The 14,706-nt window shown below is 62.9% G+C and carries 11 protein-coding genes and 1 pseudogene; 1 reads left to right on the top strand and 11 read right to left on the bottom strand.

Features of this window, described 5'->3' with window-relative positions; translation table 11 throughout:
- Nucleotides 1-8: 8 nt before the first annotated feature.
- The 4 genes from MesoLj_RS03715 to MesoLj_RS03700 form a co-directional block, all read right to left on the bottom strand.
- Complete coding sequence (locus MesoLj_RS03715; protein WP_202325111.1) at nt 9-3,566, bottom strand: glycoside hydrolase family 99-like domain-containing protein; 3,558 nt, start codon at nt 3,564-3,566, stop codon at nt 9-11.
- Nucleotides 3,559-4,920, bottom strand: a complete 1,362-nt coding sequence (locus MesoLj_RS03710) for a rhamnan synthesis F family protein (RefSeq protein WP_202325110.1) — start codon at nt 4,918-4,920, stop codon at nt 3,559-3,561. The genes MesoLj_RS03715 and MesoLj_RS03710 overlap by 8 nt, the downstream gene beginning before the upstream one ends.
- Nucleotides 4,877-5,764: a glycosyltransferase family 2 protein gene (locus tag MesoLj_RS03705; RefSeq protein ID WP_202325109.1), complete on the bottom strand. Its 888-nt coding sequence runs from the start codon at nt 5,762-5,764 to the stop codon at nt 4,877-4,879. Before MesoLj_RS03705 ends, MesoLj_RS03710 begins: the two co-directional genes overlap by 44 nt.
- A gap of 141 nt (nt 5,765-5,905) precedes the next feature.
- Entirely contained in the window at nt 5,906-6,079 is a 174-nt protein-coding gene (locus MesoLj_RS03700; protein ID WP_202325108.1) for a hypothetical protein, read from the bottom strand.
- A 39-nt stretch (nt 6,080-6,118) separates the two neighbouring features.
- On the opposite strand from MesoLj_RS03700, the pseudogene MesoLj_RS03695 reads away from it, so the two are divergent.
- Nucleotides 6,119-6,319 (top strand): annotated as a pseudogene (locus tag MesoLj_RS03695) (branched-chain amino acid ABC transporter permease); the annotation flags it as partial.
- A 31-nt stretch (nt 6,320-6,350) separates the two neighbouring features.
- Here MesoLj_RS03695 and MesoLj_RS03690 read toward each other — a convergent pair.
- The 7 genes from MesoLj_RS03690 to MesoLj_RS03660 form a co-directional block, all read right to left on the bottom strand.
- On the bottom strand, nt 6,351-7,184 hold the full coding sequence (locus MesoLj_RS03690; protein WP_202325107.1) for a class I SAM-dependent methyltransferase: 834 nt from the start codon (nt 7,182-7,184) through the stop codon (nt 6,351-6,353).
- Nucleotides 7,185-7,429: 245 nt separating this feature from the next.
- Nucleotides 7,430-8,410 (bottom strand): 2-dehydropantoate 2-reductase, encoded by a 981-nt coding sequence (locus MesoLj_RS03685; RefSeq protein WP_202325106.1) that lies wholly within the window; start codon nt 8,408-8,410, stop codon nt 7,430-7,432.
- Between the two features lie 169 nt (nt 8,411-8,579).
- Complete coding sequence (locus tag MesoLj_RS03680; protein ID WP_202325105.1) at nt 8,580-10,100, bottom strand: acyl--CoA ligase; 1,521 nt, start codon at nt 10,098-10,100, stop codon at nt 8,580-8,582.
- 146 nt (nt 10,101-10,246) lie between these two features.
- The gene (gene ggt / locus MesoLj_RS03675; protein ID WP_202325104.1) at nt 10,247-11,833 is read right to left on the bottom strand and encodes a gamma-glutamyltransferase; all 1,587 of its coding nucleotides are present in this window, start codon (nt 11,831-11,833) and stop codon (nt 10,247-10,249) included.
- Nucleotides 11,834-11,881: 48 nt separating this feature from the next.
- A complete protein-coding gene (locus MesoLj_RS03670; RefSeq protein ID WP_140770806.1) occupies nt 11,882-12,682 on the bottom strand; it encodes an ABC transporter permease in 801 nt (266 codons plus the stop codon).
- Nucleotides 12,679-13,602, bottom strand: coding sequence for an ABC transporter permease (locus MesoLj_RS03665; protein ID WP_202325103.1), 924 nt, complete (start codon nt 13,600-13,602; stop codon nt 12,679-12,681). Before MesoLj_RS03665 ends, MesoLj_RS03670 begins: the two co-directional genes overlap by 4 nt.
- A complete protein-coding gene (locus MesoLj_RS03660) occupies nt 13,599-14,684 on the bottom strand; it encodes an ABC transporter ATP-binding protein (RefSeq protein ID WP_202327160.1) in 1,086 nt (361 codons plus the stop codon). The genes MesoLj_RS03665 and MesoLj_RS03660 overlap by 4 nt, the downstream gene beginning before the upstream one ends.
- Between the last annotated feature and the right edge of the window lie 22 nt (nt 14,685-14,706).

Raw genomic sequence — 14,706 nt, 5'->3', positions numbered from 1 at the left:
TGAAACGGTTACGGCTCGAGAGCAATCTCTGGGATCCGCAGGCTTCTCGCAGGGAATTCGCCCAATTTGGTTAGCGAATACAGGCTTTCCATCTCTTCGGCCGGGCGACCGGGAAAGAGCTGGTTCCAGAGTTGCAAGGCATGTTCGGCCATTTTCAGTTTGATGGCCAAGTCCGTTTCGTATGTGTGCAAAACATGCTGATGGATCATTTGCCGCGTGCGCAGCAGTGCCTCTGAATGGGAGGCGGTGACGGCGCTGGTAACGCTGTCCCCGTGCCGGCGGTGATGGTTGAGCAATGCAGATTCATAGGCGACGGAGCCGTTGCGGATTGCCTCGAGGATAAAGTACCAGTCGCCGCCCGCCGGCAGGGACAGGACATGCGCGACGAAATCCGGCGTGATGTCGAACTTCCGGAAAACCGCCGCGCTGATATTGATGACCGTGTTCTTGACACCCAGCCCTTCGTTGACCTCCTGCGCCGCCGAAACCTGGTAGCTGCGCCTCCATTTGAAATTGGAGAGATCGGTGAGGTACGGGCTGGACAGATAGTCGCCGACGGTCTCGCTTCGATCATTGATCATCTTCGATGCGCAAAAGGCAAACTTCACGCCTGGATCGCGGAACAAGGGCACCAGTGTTTCGAGGAAACTCGGCTCTGATACGTCATCGGCTTCGGCGATCCAGATCAAGTCGGCCTTTGCAAGCGCCATGCCCTTGAACCACTGCGGGTAGGGCGCCCCGGAATTCCTGTCATTGACGATGACACGGGTGCCATGGACACCGGCATAGTAATTCAGGATCGATTGGCTGCCGTCTGTCGAGGCATCGTCCAGGATGATGAGTTCAAAATCCTGGAACGACTGCCCCAGAATACTGTCCATACGCTCATGCAGATGGCGCGCGTAGTTGTAGTTCGGTACGATGATCGAGACCGCCGGCGGCTTGTTTGCGACCTTCCGCATGGTCGACAGCAGGCGCGGAAAGACCCGATCGGTGGAAAAATTTAGCCTTGCCTTGGTGCTCGCCTGCCTGCCAAGCTGCATCCGCAGGGACTTGTCCCGGATCAGTCTCAACGTGGCATCGGCCATCGCGGCGGGGTCAGCCCGCTCGACGATGATGCCGGCATCCTCCTCGACGAACTCCGGTGCCCCGCCGCTGCCCGCGAAGCAGATCACCGGCAATTCGGCAAAGGCCGCCTCCAGCATGACGCGGCCGAACGGCTCTTCGCGGGAGGTCAGGAGAAACAGATCGGCGCGCCGCAGGTAAGTCCCCACATCGTCGACATCACCCAGAAATGTGACTTTTTCGTCCAACCCGTCCGCCCGCAATCTGTCGAGTTGCTGCGACCATGTACCGAGAACCTCATCCCGTTCGCGCCCCGGAAACGAGCCGAGCCAGTAGAAATGATAGTCTTCGACCCCGCGTGCCCGAAGGATTCGGGCGACCTCGATGAAGAGGTCGGCACCCTTGCGGAAGGGCATGCCGACGCCGGAACCCAAGACGATGACCTTGTCCGTCGGCCAGCCGGCAAGGCTGCGGCTTTCAAGGCGCCGGATTTCCGTAGGGCTGTGATCGGCGTTGGGTTGCGGAACCGCACTTGGGATGACGTCGATGGCGTCCGTTGCAACGTTGTGCTCGGATACCAGATAGTCCCGGACACTTCGGGAACACGCTACAAATCTCTGTGTGCGGGAAACGACATCGCCCATATTGTCCTTGGCGTATCGGGCAACGCCCGTTCCCAACTCCCTGGCATGCGTCAGGATTGGCCGGTCCAGTTCTCCAAGCAGCGCGTGCACCCGGCCGGTCGCCAGGCTGTTGCAATAGATGAGGTCCGGTATGCCACCGTACCATTCCGTAATGTGGGCCAGCTTCGTGGCGGTCGTCCGGGTCTCTGAAGCCAGATCATCCAGAACGACGGTATCGACGAGACGTCGAAACGCTTCGAGCCACTGACCGCCTGCCAGGCACAGCACCTTGATCTCCAGATTGGTATGCGATTGCAGCCATTGGATGATGTTGATCAACGATGCCTGCGCTCCACCGAGAGCCGCATCATGCGACACGAACAAAACGCGCCACGACGGCCCCCCGGGTGATCTGCCGGCCGCTGGCCGTGCCGACAGGACGTCCCGCGTCTCCTGCAGGTAGGCGTAGCCATGGCGGGCATCAGGCTCGAGATAGGCTCCCTCCGCCCATTCGTTCCAGGCATTGACGAAGATCAGCCGGCTGTCGAAATCGGCAAACCGATCGCATGTATCGACGACCGCGTTGGCGAGCCATTCTCTGTAGCGGGACGGCGACGGGTTCACCAGAATGTAGGCGGCCTCCATCCTCCGCGCCGTGTTGTCCCAGGAAGGGCAAACCCCGCGAAACAGCGTGTAGGCAACCTGCGGGTAGGCGCGGCTGCGATTGAGGAGCTCTGTCCAGTCGTAGATCTTCCCCCTGAAGCCGCTCTTGAGCGCTGGGATGCTGGCGCTGATATCGGGAAATCGTCCAAGGTTCGGTGGAAACTCGACGGCGGCGTCGAACCCGAATTCCGCGGGATCGTCCAAGTCGAACGACTGCGGATAGGCAAGAAAAATCTCGCCGATGCCGGCTTCCCGGCAATAGGCCCTCCAGCGTCGTGCCGTTTCAGCTGCCGACGGAAACAATCCGGGCCGATAAACCATAAGCAGTGGCTTGCCGCCGATACGGATGTATCTTCTGTCACGGAAATAGCCGGCTACGTATTGGATGAAGGCCAGGTCGTCGTCGGGCGAGTGCGATTGCGGGATCAAGACTTCCTGTTGGCGCCCATCCCAACGGCGGCTCCACGGCTCGTTTGCCCAGTTGATGCAGAAACCCATCTCGTGTGCGTCGTTCTCGACGAATTGGGCGATCGGCATCTCAAGAACGCGCTTGCCGTTGAACCAGTAGAAGTGGAAACAGAACCCCGAGAGGCCATACTGAAGGGCAATCTCGATCTGTTCCTTCTGGATGTCCTTCACGCGCAGGTCATAGAAGCCAAGATCCGCCGGCAGCCTGGGCTGGTAATGACCGTCGAACTGCGGCGTCGCCCGCGTCACATTCGTCCATTCCGTGAAGCCCTTTCCCCAGAAGGCATCATTTTCAGGAATCGGATGAAACTGCGGCAGGTAGAATGCAACGAGGCGCGCCCGCAAAGCGGCTGGTCGGCCCTCGCCGGATCGCGGCACATAGCTAGCGGGTCTCTGGAGGGCGCCGGCATTTGTGCCCGGAGCACGCCGGGCGCTGCGCCCCTCCATCTTGCCGAAACGAATGTAGTGATCCAACGGATTCATCGACGCGGCAGTCACGTCGGGATACTTCGTCAGGTAGTATTCGTTGTCGAAGTCCGGACTTGGGTTTCGTGACTCGGCGGCACCGTGCCTGATGTAATGCAGGATCGGATCTTTTCCGCTCCTGGCTACATCCGGATTCTGGACCAGATACCACGACAAATCGAACAGCCCGCTGGCGCGAATTCGTTGCCAGGTTCGGAAGATCTTCCAGCGTCTTCTGCTGGTGAGCGATCCTATGAAGATCAGGAATTCGGATCTATCCAATCGGGTCTGCCTCGCGGGAATCCGGCGCCATCTCGTCATCCCAGGCAATGTCGGAGATCTTTGTGCAGATCATTCCAAGCACACGCTCCAGGGCATGCTGCAACGTGCCGTCTTGTTGGCTTGCCTCTTCGGGGAAGACTGCCAAAGGCAGATCAAGTCGCATGAGGGGTTCCAGCGCGCCGCGGCGAACCCAGAACATCGTCCCGGCAAAGAAGTCGAGACGGGAACTGGAGGGCATCCCCATCGTCTCCAGCAAGTTGAGGACCATCGCCCTGTTCTCGCCCCACGCAGCCTTCTCCCCCTTCCATTTATTGGGCAACCGAAAGCGCCTGGATCCAATCATCTGGGTCTCGGGCGAACGCTCGAACTCGGCGATGATGCGGTCAACCATGTCGCGGGATCCGATCAGGTCGAACGCACTGGCCTGGCGCCAGATATCACCGAGGACCATGCGCGGCCCGCGCGGCCCAGACTTCTTGCCATGCAGCTTGCAGATCAGGTCGAAGGGATCGAGCCTTCCTTCACGAAGCAATTGGATGAAAGGACCGACGTCGCGACCGCGATTGTCATAAACGACGACCTCGGCATCCGGAAATCTCGCCTGGACGCGTTGCGCGAGTGCCATGTCGGGCTGGGTCAGTGAGAGGATGAGATGGAACGGGCGACCGATCGTCGCCAGCAGCGCCTCGAATTCGGGCCAGAGATCGGGGTAATGCAGATGAAGCGCTACGGCGATTCTGGGCTTGACGGCGGGCCGGCGTTCGGGGGCCTCGGCTGGCGGACCATCAAAGTGCCGTAACAGGGTTTTCTGCAGATTGTCGCTCGCCGTGCCAAAACCCCAACCGGCAAGGCTGCCGAGGGCACGGGCCAACTCGCGCCCTTCCGCCCCTGAAATGTGCAAAAGAGGCTGCAATACGATGCCTTGGCCAAGAGGCAGTTGAAATCGCTTGTGGCGACGGCGCCGACTCAACAGCGCGCCAATATCCCTGATGCTTAGGGGGCGAGCACTCGCCGCAACGACGTCGCTTCTGTCGAACCGCAGCGCCAGTCCGCCTTCACGACTTTTGAGCAGATAGGACGTCCGCCTGGTGACAGGCACATAGACGACCCTGTCCAGATGTCCAGCGCGGCTAACATTGAGCCGGAGAAACGGCATCCGCCTGTCCGTTGGCGAAAGTTCGACGATGTAGCGTCCCGGCGTGTGGATGTGGATTTCGCTCAGCGCACTGCTTTGGTCGACACCACATGCGTCGCCTTTTCGCGGTTCGCAGGGCAGGACATCAGGCGGAACAAGTCTTGTGTCGGTAGCGTCAGGCGACATAGCCGCTGTTTCGATTCGCGTGCGATCGGTCAAGGATGCTATCAAATATACCGATCAGCCGGCCCAGGGAATTAATCAGTCTATTTCGATTAAGCGTAAGGCAGTAGAAGCCTATCTTCGTCAGATAGCGGAGTATGTCCACAAATGGGCTATAGGCTATGCCGTACTTTCTGCGCAAGTGGATCTCCGACCGCATCTTGGACCGATACCGGAAGATCCGTGACCGGGTTGATTGTGCAACCGAAGTGCCGACGTCGTGGACAGCGTGCGCGCTACTGACAAGGATCATGGGCTCGTCACGCTGCAGCAGCCGATAAGAGAGATCGTCATCTTCGAAATACAGGAAGATATCCTCGTCGAAGCCTCCCGTATCCAGGAAGAGCTTTCTTCTGATCATGAACACGCCGCCATTGACGAAGCGCACGCAACAATCCCCCCAGACCTGCCGGATACGTGTGGGCAGCGACACACCGGAAAGGCGATCTATTTCGCTCTGCTCGCGAAACCACAGGCGCCCATCCACCGTGTTCGTGCGCGGCACGAAGACGCCGCAATTCGGGTAGCGTTCAGCCGCCTGCATCAGCGCGTCGACGGCGTCCGCGCCAAGGCGCACATCGGGGTTGACGAACAGCAAATACTCCCCCGATGCCGCCGCCGCCCCGATGTTGCAGGCACGCCCAAAGCCGAGGTTTGCAGGATTATCGATGCGACGAACGGCAAAACCGGATAGCGCGGCGGAAAGATCGTCGGTGCTTGCATTGTCGACACACACGATCTCGATGCCCGGGGGCAGGCAAGCGAGCGCGCCGCGCACGGTATGCGCGCTGTTGTGCGTCACGGTAATGGCGGTTATCGACCTATTCATTACCAAAGCCATCCTGATATCTCAGTTGGCTTCCCCCTGGAGGCTGGCGATCCATACGCAATCTAAGCGTTACGGCTCTGGCGGTCGAGTCCATTCCCCTGACTAAGAATGGGATGATGTCTGCGCTGATTCCGCCATGCCGCCGGTCACGGCTCACATGGCCGTGCCGCTTCCCGAGCTTCCGGCTGGCGTGATCTGGCCAATCGGCCTTGCTGCCACCCTGGCGGCGGCAGGCTCGGGAAAGCGGTCCGGCGGGCAAAAGCCTTGCCAGGCGTCGAACATGAAATCCGCAAGCCGCCCCTTGCCGCTCATCCTCATCTTGCACATGTTCAATACCGCTTGCTGGTAATCGTTGGGGGGACGCTGCTGCTCGGCGGCATCGGCACGATGGTCGGGCCGATCGTCGGCGCCAGCCTGGTCGTCGGGCTGGAAAACACGCTCGCCACCTCCGGTTTCCCCGTGACCATCGCCACCCGACTCATCTTCATGGTCTGCGTGCTGGTCTTCCGCCGCGGCATCGTCGGCGAGCTTTATGCGCGCGTGCTCGGTCGGGCGGGCAGGGGCTGATCCGCTCCGGGCAATCCCCGTCACCGGATTCCTATGGTTTTTGGAATTTCAGGATGAAGCGGTCGCTTTCGCCTATGGCTACATACTTTGCGTGATCTTGCGCGCCGAGCTTGAAGGTTGGCGGCAGGGTCCACACGCCGCTCGGATAATCCTTCGTGTCTTTGGGATTGGCGTTGACCTCGGAGCTGCCGATGAATCTGAAACCCGCCGCCTCCGCAAACCCGACCGCAACGTCCTGGCGCACATAACCAGACTTGGCGAGCGGATCTTGCGGCTCGTCCGGCTTGCCCCGATGCTCCTCGACCCCGAGGATACCGCCAGGCTTCAGCGCCTTGTAGAAGGCGGCGAAAGCGTCCGCGGTGGTGCCGGCACTCATCCAATTGTGGATGTTTCGAAAGGTCAGTACGAAATCCGCGCTTCCTGGCGGCGCGATCGCATATTTGTCTGCGGCAAATTCAGTGACGGTGACCTTGTCATAGTCGGCCGGATCGGCGGCAAGCTTGGCCGCCAAGGCGGCATTATCCTTCTGGACCTCAGCCGAAGGCGAAGTCTTCTCGCCATTTGCCGCGATATAGCGACCGTTTTGCTTCAGATAGGGGGCCAGGATCTCGGTCCAATATCCACCTGCGCCAGGAAGGATTTCGACGACGACGCTCTCAGGCTTCACGCCAAAGAATGTCAGCACCTCGCCGGGATGGCGATATTTGTCCCGCACGCTGTTGGGCTGTGAGCGCTGTGGCCCGCTGATCAGCTTCTGGAGCGCCGGATCGACACTTTCCGCGAATGCGGTCGAAGCGCAAAAAGCACCGATCGAAACGCTGAGAAGAGCGACAAATTTCAAGGCGATGCGACGGCTTGGAAACATGAAATCATTCTCTGTGCGTTGGCGATGCACATCATGACACCCCGCCGGTGGGCTGGCGATGTCAGAAATGGCGCAAAGACCTCAAGAGAAGGACGACGTTTCCAATATCTATGCCTTGTGTGGAACGCCTTGCCTCCGGAGGGTTCAAAGGTCTGGCCCCTTGCCGTGGATGCTCTCCAAAGCTACCGAACCGCATCACTCCGGGCGGAGCAGGGCGCTTTAAGGCTTGGACTGTCGCGCGCCTCTTACCCATAACACCCGCGCTCCACCGCCAGCCGCCGCACCAGCGCCAGCACGGCATCAATCGTCGGCGTCGGCTTGTCCGTCAGCCGGCCAAGTTCCTGTACCGCTGTGACCAGCGCATCGATCTCCATCGGGCGGCCGCGCTCCAGATCCTGCAGCATCGAGGTCTTGTGTTCGCCGACATCGCCGGCGCCCTTGATGCGGCGGTCGACCCCTATGGGAAAACGCACGCCCAGGCTTTCGCCGATCGCCTGCGCCTCCAGCATCATGCTGCGGGCCAATATGCGGGTACCATCGTCGGCGACGATAGCGGCCAGCGTGCTGCCGGTCAGAGCCGAGATCGGGTTGAAGGAGAGGTTGCCCCACAGCTTCACCCAGATCTCGCTGCGGATATCCTCGCGCACCGGTGCCTGCAGGCCGGCCTTGACCATTTCCTCGGCCAGACGCGTCACCCGTTCGCTGCGCTCGCCCGAAGGTTCGCCAAGCGAGAAGCGCTTGCCCTCGACATGGCGGATGAGGCCGGGCGCGTCGACTTCGGCGGCGGGATAGACGACCGAGCCGATGACGCGCTCCGGACCTATCCGCTGCCAGATCGCGCCGCCGGGATCGACCGCGTTCAGCCTGGTGCCTTCGAGCGGCCCGCCCACGCCATGGAAATACCACCAGGGCACACCGTTCTGCATGGTGACGACTGATGTGTCCGGTCCGAGGAGCGGCGCGATCTGGTCCAGTGCCGGGGTGAGTGAGTGGGCCTTCAGCGCCAGCACGACTGTGTCCTGCACGCCAAGCTCCTCGGCCCTGGGGGCGGTCCGGACGGGAGCGACAGATTCCTGGCCGTCCTCGATCAGGCGCAGGCCGTTTGCCTGGATCGCTTCGAGGTGGGCGCCGCGCGCGACGATCGACAGATCGGTGCGGCCGGCGATCGCCAGCTTGGCCGCGAGGTAGCCGCCGATCGCGCCGGCGCCGAAAATGGTGATCTTCATCTTAGTGGGCCTTTTATTTCATGCATGTCGTTATCTTGGAACCGAGGACACTTCCAAGCGACATGCCTTCGAGCATGATCCCGAAAAGTGGGGACCGGTTTTTCGGAAAAGATCATGCTCCAACAAAAAGTTAGATCAGGGTGCCGATTCGAGGAAACGTCATCCTGATCTAGAGCCCGAGTTTGGCGGCGAGCCCGATGCGCTGCAGCTTGCCCGTCGCGCCCTTGGGGATCTCGTCAAGGATCAGGATCTTGCGCGGCACCTTGAAGTCGGCGAGCCGCGTCGCGGCATGGCTGCGTATGTCGCTTTCGGTGGCGCTCATGCCTTCGCGCAGCACCACGGCCGCCGCCACATCCTCGCCGAGCTTGTCATGCGGCATGGCGAAGGTGACGACCTGCGCCACCGCCGGATGGTCCATCAGCACGTCGTCGACCTCGAGCGGCGAGATCTTCTCGCCGCCGCGGTTGATGATCTCCTTGAGCCGGCCGGTGACGCGGAGATAACCGTCCTCGTCGAGCACGCCCTGGTCGCCGGTGTGGAACCAGCCATGCGCGAAGGCCGTGGCATTGGCGTCCGGGTTCTTCTCATAACCCGCCGTGACATTGGGTCCGCGAATGACGATCTCGCCGGTCTCGCCGGCTGTGACCAGCCGTCCGTCCGGCGCCATCACCGCGACCTCGGGTCCGCCGGCCGCGCCGACACTGCCCGGCTTGCGCAGGCCCGGCGGCAGCCGGTTCGACGCCATCTGGTGCGCGGCCTCGGTCATTCCGTAGGATTCGATCACCGGACAGCCGAAGGTTGCCTCGAGCTCGCCCATCACTTGCGCCGGGAGCGACGCCGAGGAGGAGCGGATGAAGCGCAGGCGCGCCGCCGCCAGGACCTCGGCATTGCGCGCCGCGCGCGGCAGGATCGCCTGGTGCATGGTCGGCACCGCCGTGTACCAGCTCGGCTTGGCGTCGCCCAGCCACTGGAAGAAGCGCAGCGCGTTGAAGCCCGGCGTGCAGTAGATGCTGCCACCCGCTGCCAGCGACGACAGCACCGCCGCGATCAGGCCATGGATGTGGAACAGCGGCATGATGTTGAGGCAGCGGTCCTCGGCGTTCAGGCCGAGCGTCGCGCCGATATGGCGGGCTGACGCTGCGATGTTGGCATGGCTGAGCGGCACCAGTTTTGGCCGCGATGTCGTGCCCGACGTGTGCAGCAAAAGCGCGATATCGCCGTCCCCTGCCATGGCGGGCGCTGCTTGCGGGCCGACCGCCGCGCCCTCGATGGTGAAGCTGCCGGCCGGCGCATCGGGCTGCACGATGAGCCTCAACACGCCGATGCCGAGGCGTTCGGCCACCGCCACCGCCGGCCCGGTCTCGTTTTCCGCGACAAGGATCGCCTTGGCGCCGATGTCGGTGAGATAGAAATCGAGCTCGTCGGCCCGGTAGGCCGGATTGAGCGGTGCCGTCGAGGCGGCGGCCGCCACGGCGACGAAGGCGGTGGCCATCTCCGGCCCATTCGGCAGCACGATCGCCACCCTGTCGCCCCTACCGATGCCGAGCGCATGCAGCCGCTCGGCCGTGGCCTCGATCAGGCTCCGCAGCCCGCCATGGGTGAGTGTGGCCCTCTCGGGCGCCAGGATTGCGGGAGCGTTGTCAGCGCCGGCGGCGAGACGATGGGAGAGGTCTTTTGAATTCGTGCTCATGGTCACCGACTATGGTTCAAACAACTGCTTCTAGAAAGTCCAGCGGACGATCCGGCTCCGGACAATTGTCGACGTTGGCGCCGGCAGGCGGATGAGGGCCAGCGCCAACACCTTGAAGGCAGTCCTCCAATTCCCTGCCCCATCCCTCAATACCCCAGCGCCATCCCGTCCTTGCGCGGATCGGAGGCGCCGGTCAGCGTGCCCTTCTCCCAGTCGATCAGCACCGCCTGCCCGCCGCCAAGCGGATGCTGCGGTTCGACGACACGATGGCCGCGCTTGCGCAGGCCTTCGAGCGCATCAGGGGGAACGTTACGCTCGGCCTCCACAACGCCGTCATTGTAGAACACGCGCGGCGCGTCCAGCGCCTGCTGCGGGTCCATGCCGAAGTCGATCATGTTGGTCAAAAGGTGGACATGGCCGAAAGGCTGGTAGCCGCCGCCCATGACGCCGAACGGCATCACCACGCGGCCGTTCTTCGTCGCCATGCCGGGCATGATGGTGTGCATAGGCCGCTTGCCGGGCGCGATCGCGTTCGGGTGCGCCGGGTCGAGCCGAAAGCTTGAGCCACGATTCTGCAGGACGACGCCGGTCTTCGGACTGACGACGCCGCTGCCGAACGAATAATAGGTCGAGTTGATGAAGGAGACCGCGTTGCGGTCACGGTCGACGATCGAGATGTAGACCGTGTCGCTGCCGGGCAGGTCCAGGCGCGGCAGATGCGTCATGGCGCGGTCGCGATGAATCTCGGCGCGCAGCCGGTCGGCATAGGCGCTGGACAGAAGCTCTCTCACCGGCACCGGAACATGGTTCTGGTCGCCGAGGTAGCGGTCGCGGTCCTGGTAGGCCAGGCGTCCGGCCTCGATCTCCAGATGCAGGCGCTCGGCGCCGTTGGGATCGAGCCCGCCGAGCTTGAAGCCCGACAGCACGTTCAGCATCAAAAGCGCCGTCAGCCCCTGGTTGTTCGGCGGCATCTGGTGGATGTCGTGGCCGCCATAAGAGGTGCTGACCGGCGCTACATAGTCGCCCTTGGTCGCCGCGAAATCCTCGTGCGAATGCAGCCCGCCGAGTTCATTGAGCCGGCGCACCATGTCGTCGGCGACAGCACCTTGATAGAACCCGGCGCGGCCCTGCTTGGCGATTATCCGCAAGGTGGCGGCGAGTTCCGGCTGGCGATGGATATCGCCGGCCTTCGGCGCCTTGCCGTTCGGCAGGAAGATGCGCGCGGCGTGTTCGTCGGCCGACAGGTCGGTTTCCGGCTCGGCCCAGTCGAAGGCAACGCGGTCATGCACGACATAGCCGTTCTCGGCATAGTGGATGGCCGGCACCAGCACCTCGGCCAGGCTCTTGCGGCCATGATCTTCCAGTAGCCGGCACCAGGCATCGATGGCGCCTGGCACGGTCACCGCGTGCGGTCCCTGTTTGGGAAGCTCGCTGAAACCCTTGTCCAGATACCAGTCGACGGTGGCGCCCGCGGGGGCTCGGCCGGAGCCGTTGAAGGCCAGCACGTCGCCTTGTCCCTTCGGGCAGTAAAGGACAAAGCAATCGCCGCCAATGCCGGTCGATTGCGGCTCGACGACGCCTTGCACGGCGGCGGCGCAGACGGCGGCGTCCATGGCGTTGCCGCCGGCGCGCAGCATGTCGATCGCGGCGAGCGTGGCGAGCGGATGCGATGTCGCGGCAACCGCCTCCGTGGCACGAACCGGCGAGCGGCCGGGAAACTGGAAATCACGCATTCTGTCTGGATATCCCATGGTCACTACAGCGAGTTGGTCTGATGGAAATCAATGCCGCCGCCCGAAGATCTGCGCCATCGACAGGAGCAGAACGGAAAGCACGATCAGGCAGGTCGAGATGGCGGCGATGGTCGGATCGATCTGGTCGCGCAGCGCGTTGAACATGCGGCGTGTCAGTGTCGTCGTCTCGCCGCCCGAGATGAACAGCGAAACCACCACTTCGTCGAAGGAAGTGATGAAGGCGAACAGTGCGCCCGAGACGATCGAGAAGCGGATCTGCGGCATCGTCACCTGCCAGAAGGCGCCGATGCGCCCGGCACCCAGGCTGCGCGCCACCCGCTCCTGGTTCATGTCGTAGGAGCGCAAGCCCGACAGCACCGTCAGCACCACCAGGGGCAGCGCCTGCACCGTGTGCGCGATGACCAGGCCGGTCAGCGTGTTGTTGAGGCCGATGCGCGCATAGAGGAAGAAGGTGCCGATGCCGATCAGGATGACCGGAATGATCAGCGATGCGGTGAGCAGGCCGTTGATGGTGCCGTTGAAGCGCAGCGTGCCCCGGTTGATGGCATAGGCAGCCGCGGTGCCGAGCGGCGTCGCCACCAGCACGGTCATGACCGCCACCTTGACCGATACGATGGTCGCGTCGCGCCATTCCAGCGACTGGAAATAGCTTTCGTACCAGCGCAGCGACCATTGCTGCGGCGGGAACTGCAGCAGCGTCGAATCCGAAAACGACATGATGACGATGATGACCGACGGCGCGATCAGGAACAACAGCACCAGGCCGCCCAGCGCGTAGAGCCACAGACGTTGCCGGTGCGAGATCGGCAGGCCGACATCCCCGCTCATCGCGAACTCCACACACCGGTGGCGCGCGCGCCGAGCAGCAATTGGAAGAGACCGAGAAGCGCCAGCGTGACCAGCAGCAGCACCACGCCAAGCGCCGCGCCCGCACCCCAGTTGGAATAGAGGCTGGTGGTCTGCTCCATGCGCATCGCCCACATGATCACCTTGCCGCCGCCCATCAGCGCGGGCGTGACGAAGAAGCCGAGGCAGAGCACGAAGACGATGACCACGCCCGAGGCGAGGCCGGGCAGCGACAGTGGAAAGAAGATCTGACGGAAGGTGGCGGCCGGGCCGGCGCCAAGGTTCATGCTGGCGCGCAGGCAATCGGTGTCGATGGTCTTCATCGAGGCGTAGAGCGGCAGCACCAGGAAGGGCAGCAATATATGCGTCATGCCGATGACGACGCCGGACAGATTGTTGGCGAGCGACAGCGGCTGGCTGATCACGCCGAGGTCGATCAGCCAGCTGTTGATCAGGCCCTTGCGCTGCAGGATCACCAGCCAGGCATAGGTGCGCACCAGCACCGATGTCCAGAACGGCAGGATGACGAAGATCAGGCAGATCGACGCCGCCCGCCGCGGCAGCTGCGACAGCATGTAGGCCAGGGGATAGCCGAGCAGCACGCAGGCACCGGTGACGATGAAGGCCACCTTGAAGGTGGTGATGAAGGTCTTGATGTAGGAGGCCTGCTCGAAGAAGCGCGCATAGTTGGACGCGCTGAAGGCACCGGCCTCGTCGAACAGAGACAGCCAGAACAGCCAGCCGATCGGCACGATGATGATGGCGAAGACGAGGACCAGGCTGGGCGACAAAAGCGCCAGCAGCCTGAGCTGCTCGCGCCGCGCATCGGCGCGCAGCGCCCGCGCGTTGAGGTCCCGGCTCGCGCCGGCAGTCTCGACGAGGAGGGCGGATGGCGCGCTCATCCCTCGGCCTCCACCAGGATCGTGTCCTGTGCATCGAGGCCAAGCCTGACCGGCTGGCCGGGGGCCGGCAGCCTGGACAGCACGTCGCTGCGGCAATAGTCGCGCAGCGTCAGCTGGCGGCCGTCGCGCAGCGAGGCGTAACAGACGAAGCTGTCGCCCTGGTAGATGATGTCGCTGAGCGTGGCGTCGAGCACGTTGATACCGTTCGGCGGTTCGGCAGCCGTGACCAGCCGCAGCTTCTCAGGCCGCACCACCATCAGGTGCCGGCCGGCGGCCGGCGGCGCCCCTGCCGTCTGGATCCGCCTGTCCTCATACCAGACTGACCCGTTGCGGCATTCGACGGGAATGAAATTCGATTCGCCGATGAAGCCGGCTACGAATTGCGTCTTCGGCGCGGCGTAGAGTGTTTCCGGCTTGTCGAGCTGCTCGATGCGCCCGGCGTTCATCACCGCGATGCGGTCCGACATGGTGATGGCTTCGCGCTGGTCGTGCGTGACATAGACCGTCGTCATGCCAAGCCGCCGGTGCAGGGCGCGTAGCTCGATCTGCATGTGTTCGCGCAGGCCCTTGTCGAGCGCCGACAGCGGTTCGTCCATCAGCACGATGCGCGGCTCGAAGACGATGGCGCGCGCCAGGGCCACGCGCTGGCGCTGGCCGCCGGAAAGCTGGTCGACCCGGCGCTCGCCCAGGCCCTTGAGCTTCACCAGCTCCAATGCCTTCTCCACCCGCTCCGCCGTTTCCGTGGCCGGCACGCCGCGTTGCTTCAGCGGGAAGGCGATGTTGTGAAAGACGTTCATATGCGGAAACAGCGCGTAGTTCTGGAACACCATGCCGATGTTGCGCTTGTGCGGCGGCGTGGTGATGATCTCGTCGTCGCCGACCCGGATCGAGCCGCCATTGGCCCTGACGAAACCGGCCAGGATCATCAGCAGCGTCGTCTTTCCGGAGCCGGAGGGCCCGAGCAGCGTCAGGAACTCGCCGGCCTCGACATCGAGGTTCAGGTCGCGCAGCACCGACACGCTGCCAAATCGTTTCTCGATCCGGCGCATGCTGATCGGCAGCGCGGATGGCGCAATGGACAAGATCATCGTCTCCTGGTGAGGG

The organism is Mesorhizobium sp. 113-3-9 (assembly GCF_016756515.1).
GTDB lineage: Bacteria > Pseudomonadota > Alphaproteobacteria > Rhizobiales > Rhizobiaceae > Mesorhizobium.
The sequence above is the reverse complement of the archived record's forward strand: the minus strand, read 5'-3'. Positions and strand labels throughout refer to the sequence as shown.

Bases quoted from the DNA above. Each gene is read 5' to 3' on its own strand.
- MesoLj_RS03685 (WP_202325106.1), bottom strand. From the start codon at position 8,410: ATGAAGATCACCATTTTCGGCGCCGGCGCGATCGGCGGCTACCTCGCG.
- MesoLj_RS03680 (WP_202325105.1), bottom strand. From the start codon at position 10,100: ATGAGCACGAATTCAAAAGACCTCTCCCATCGTCTCGCCGCCGGCGCT.
- ggt (WP_202325104.1), bottom strand. From the start codon at position 11,833: ATGCGTGATTTCCAGTTTCCCGGCCGCTCGCCGGTTCGTGCCACGGAG.
- MesoLj_RS03670 (WP_140770806.1), bottom strand. From the start codon at position 12,682: ATGAGCGGGGATGTCGGCCTGCCGATCTCGCACCGGCAACGTCTGTGG.
- MesoLj_RS03700 (WP_202325108.1), bottom strand. From the start codon at position 6,079: ATGTGCAAGATGAGGATGAGCGGCAAGGGGCGGCTTGCGGATTTCATG.
- MesoLj_RS03705 (WP_202325109.1), bottom strand. From the start codon at position 5,764: ATGGCTTTGGTAATGAATAGGTCGATAACCGCCATTACCGTGACGCAC.
- MesoLj_RS03690 (WP_202325107.1), bottom strand. From the start codon at position 7,184: ATGTTTCCAAGCCGTCGCATCGCCTTGAAATTTGTCGCTCTTCTCAGC.
- MesoLj_RS03665 (WP_202325103.1), bottom strand. From the start codon at position 13,602: ATGAGCGCGCCATCCGCCCTCCTCGTCGAGACTGCCGGCGCGAGCCGG.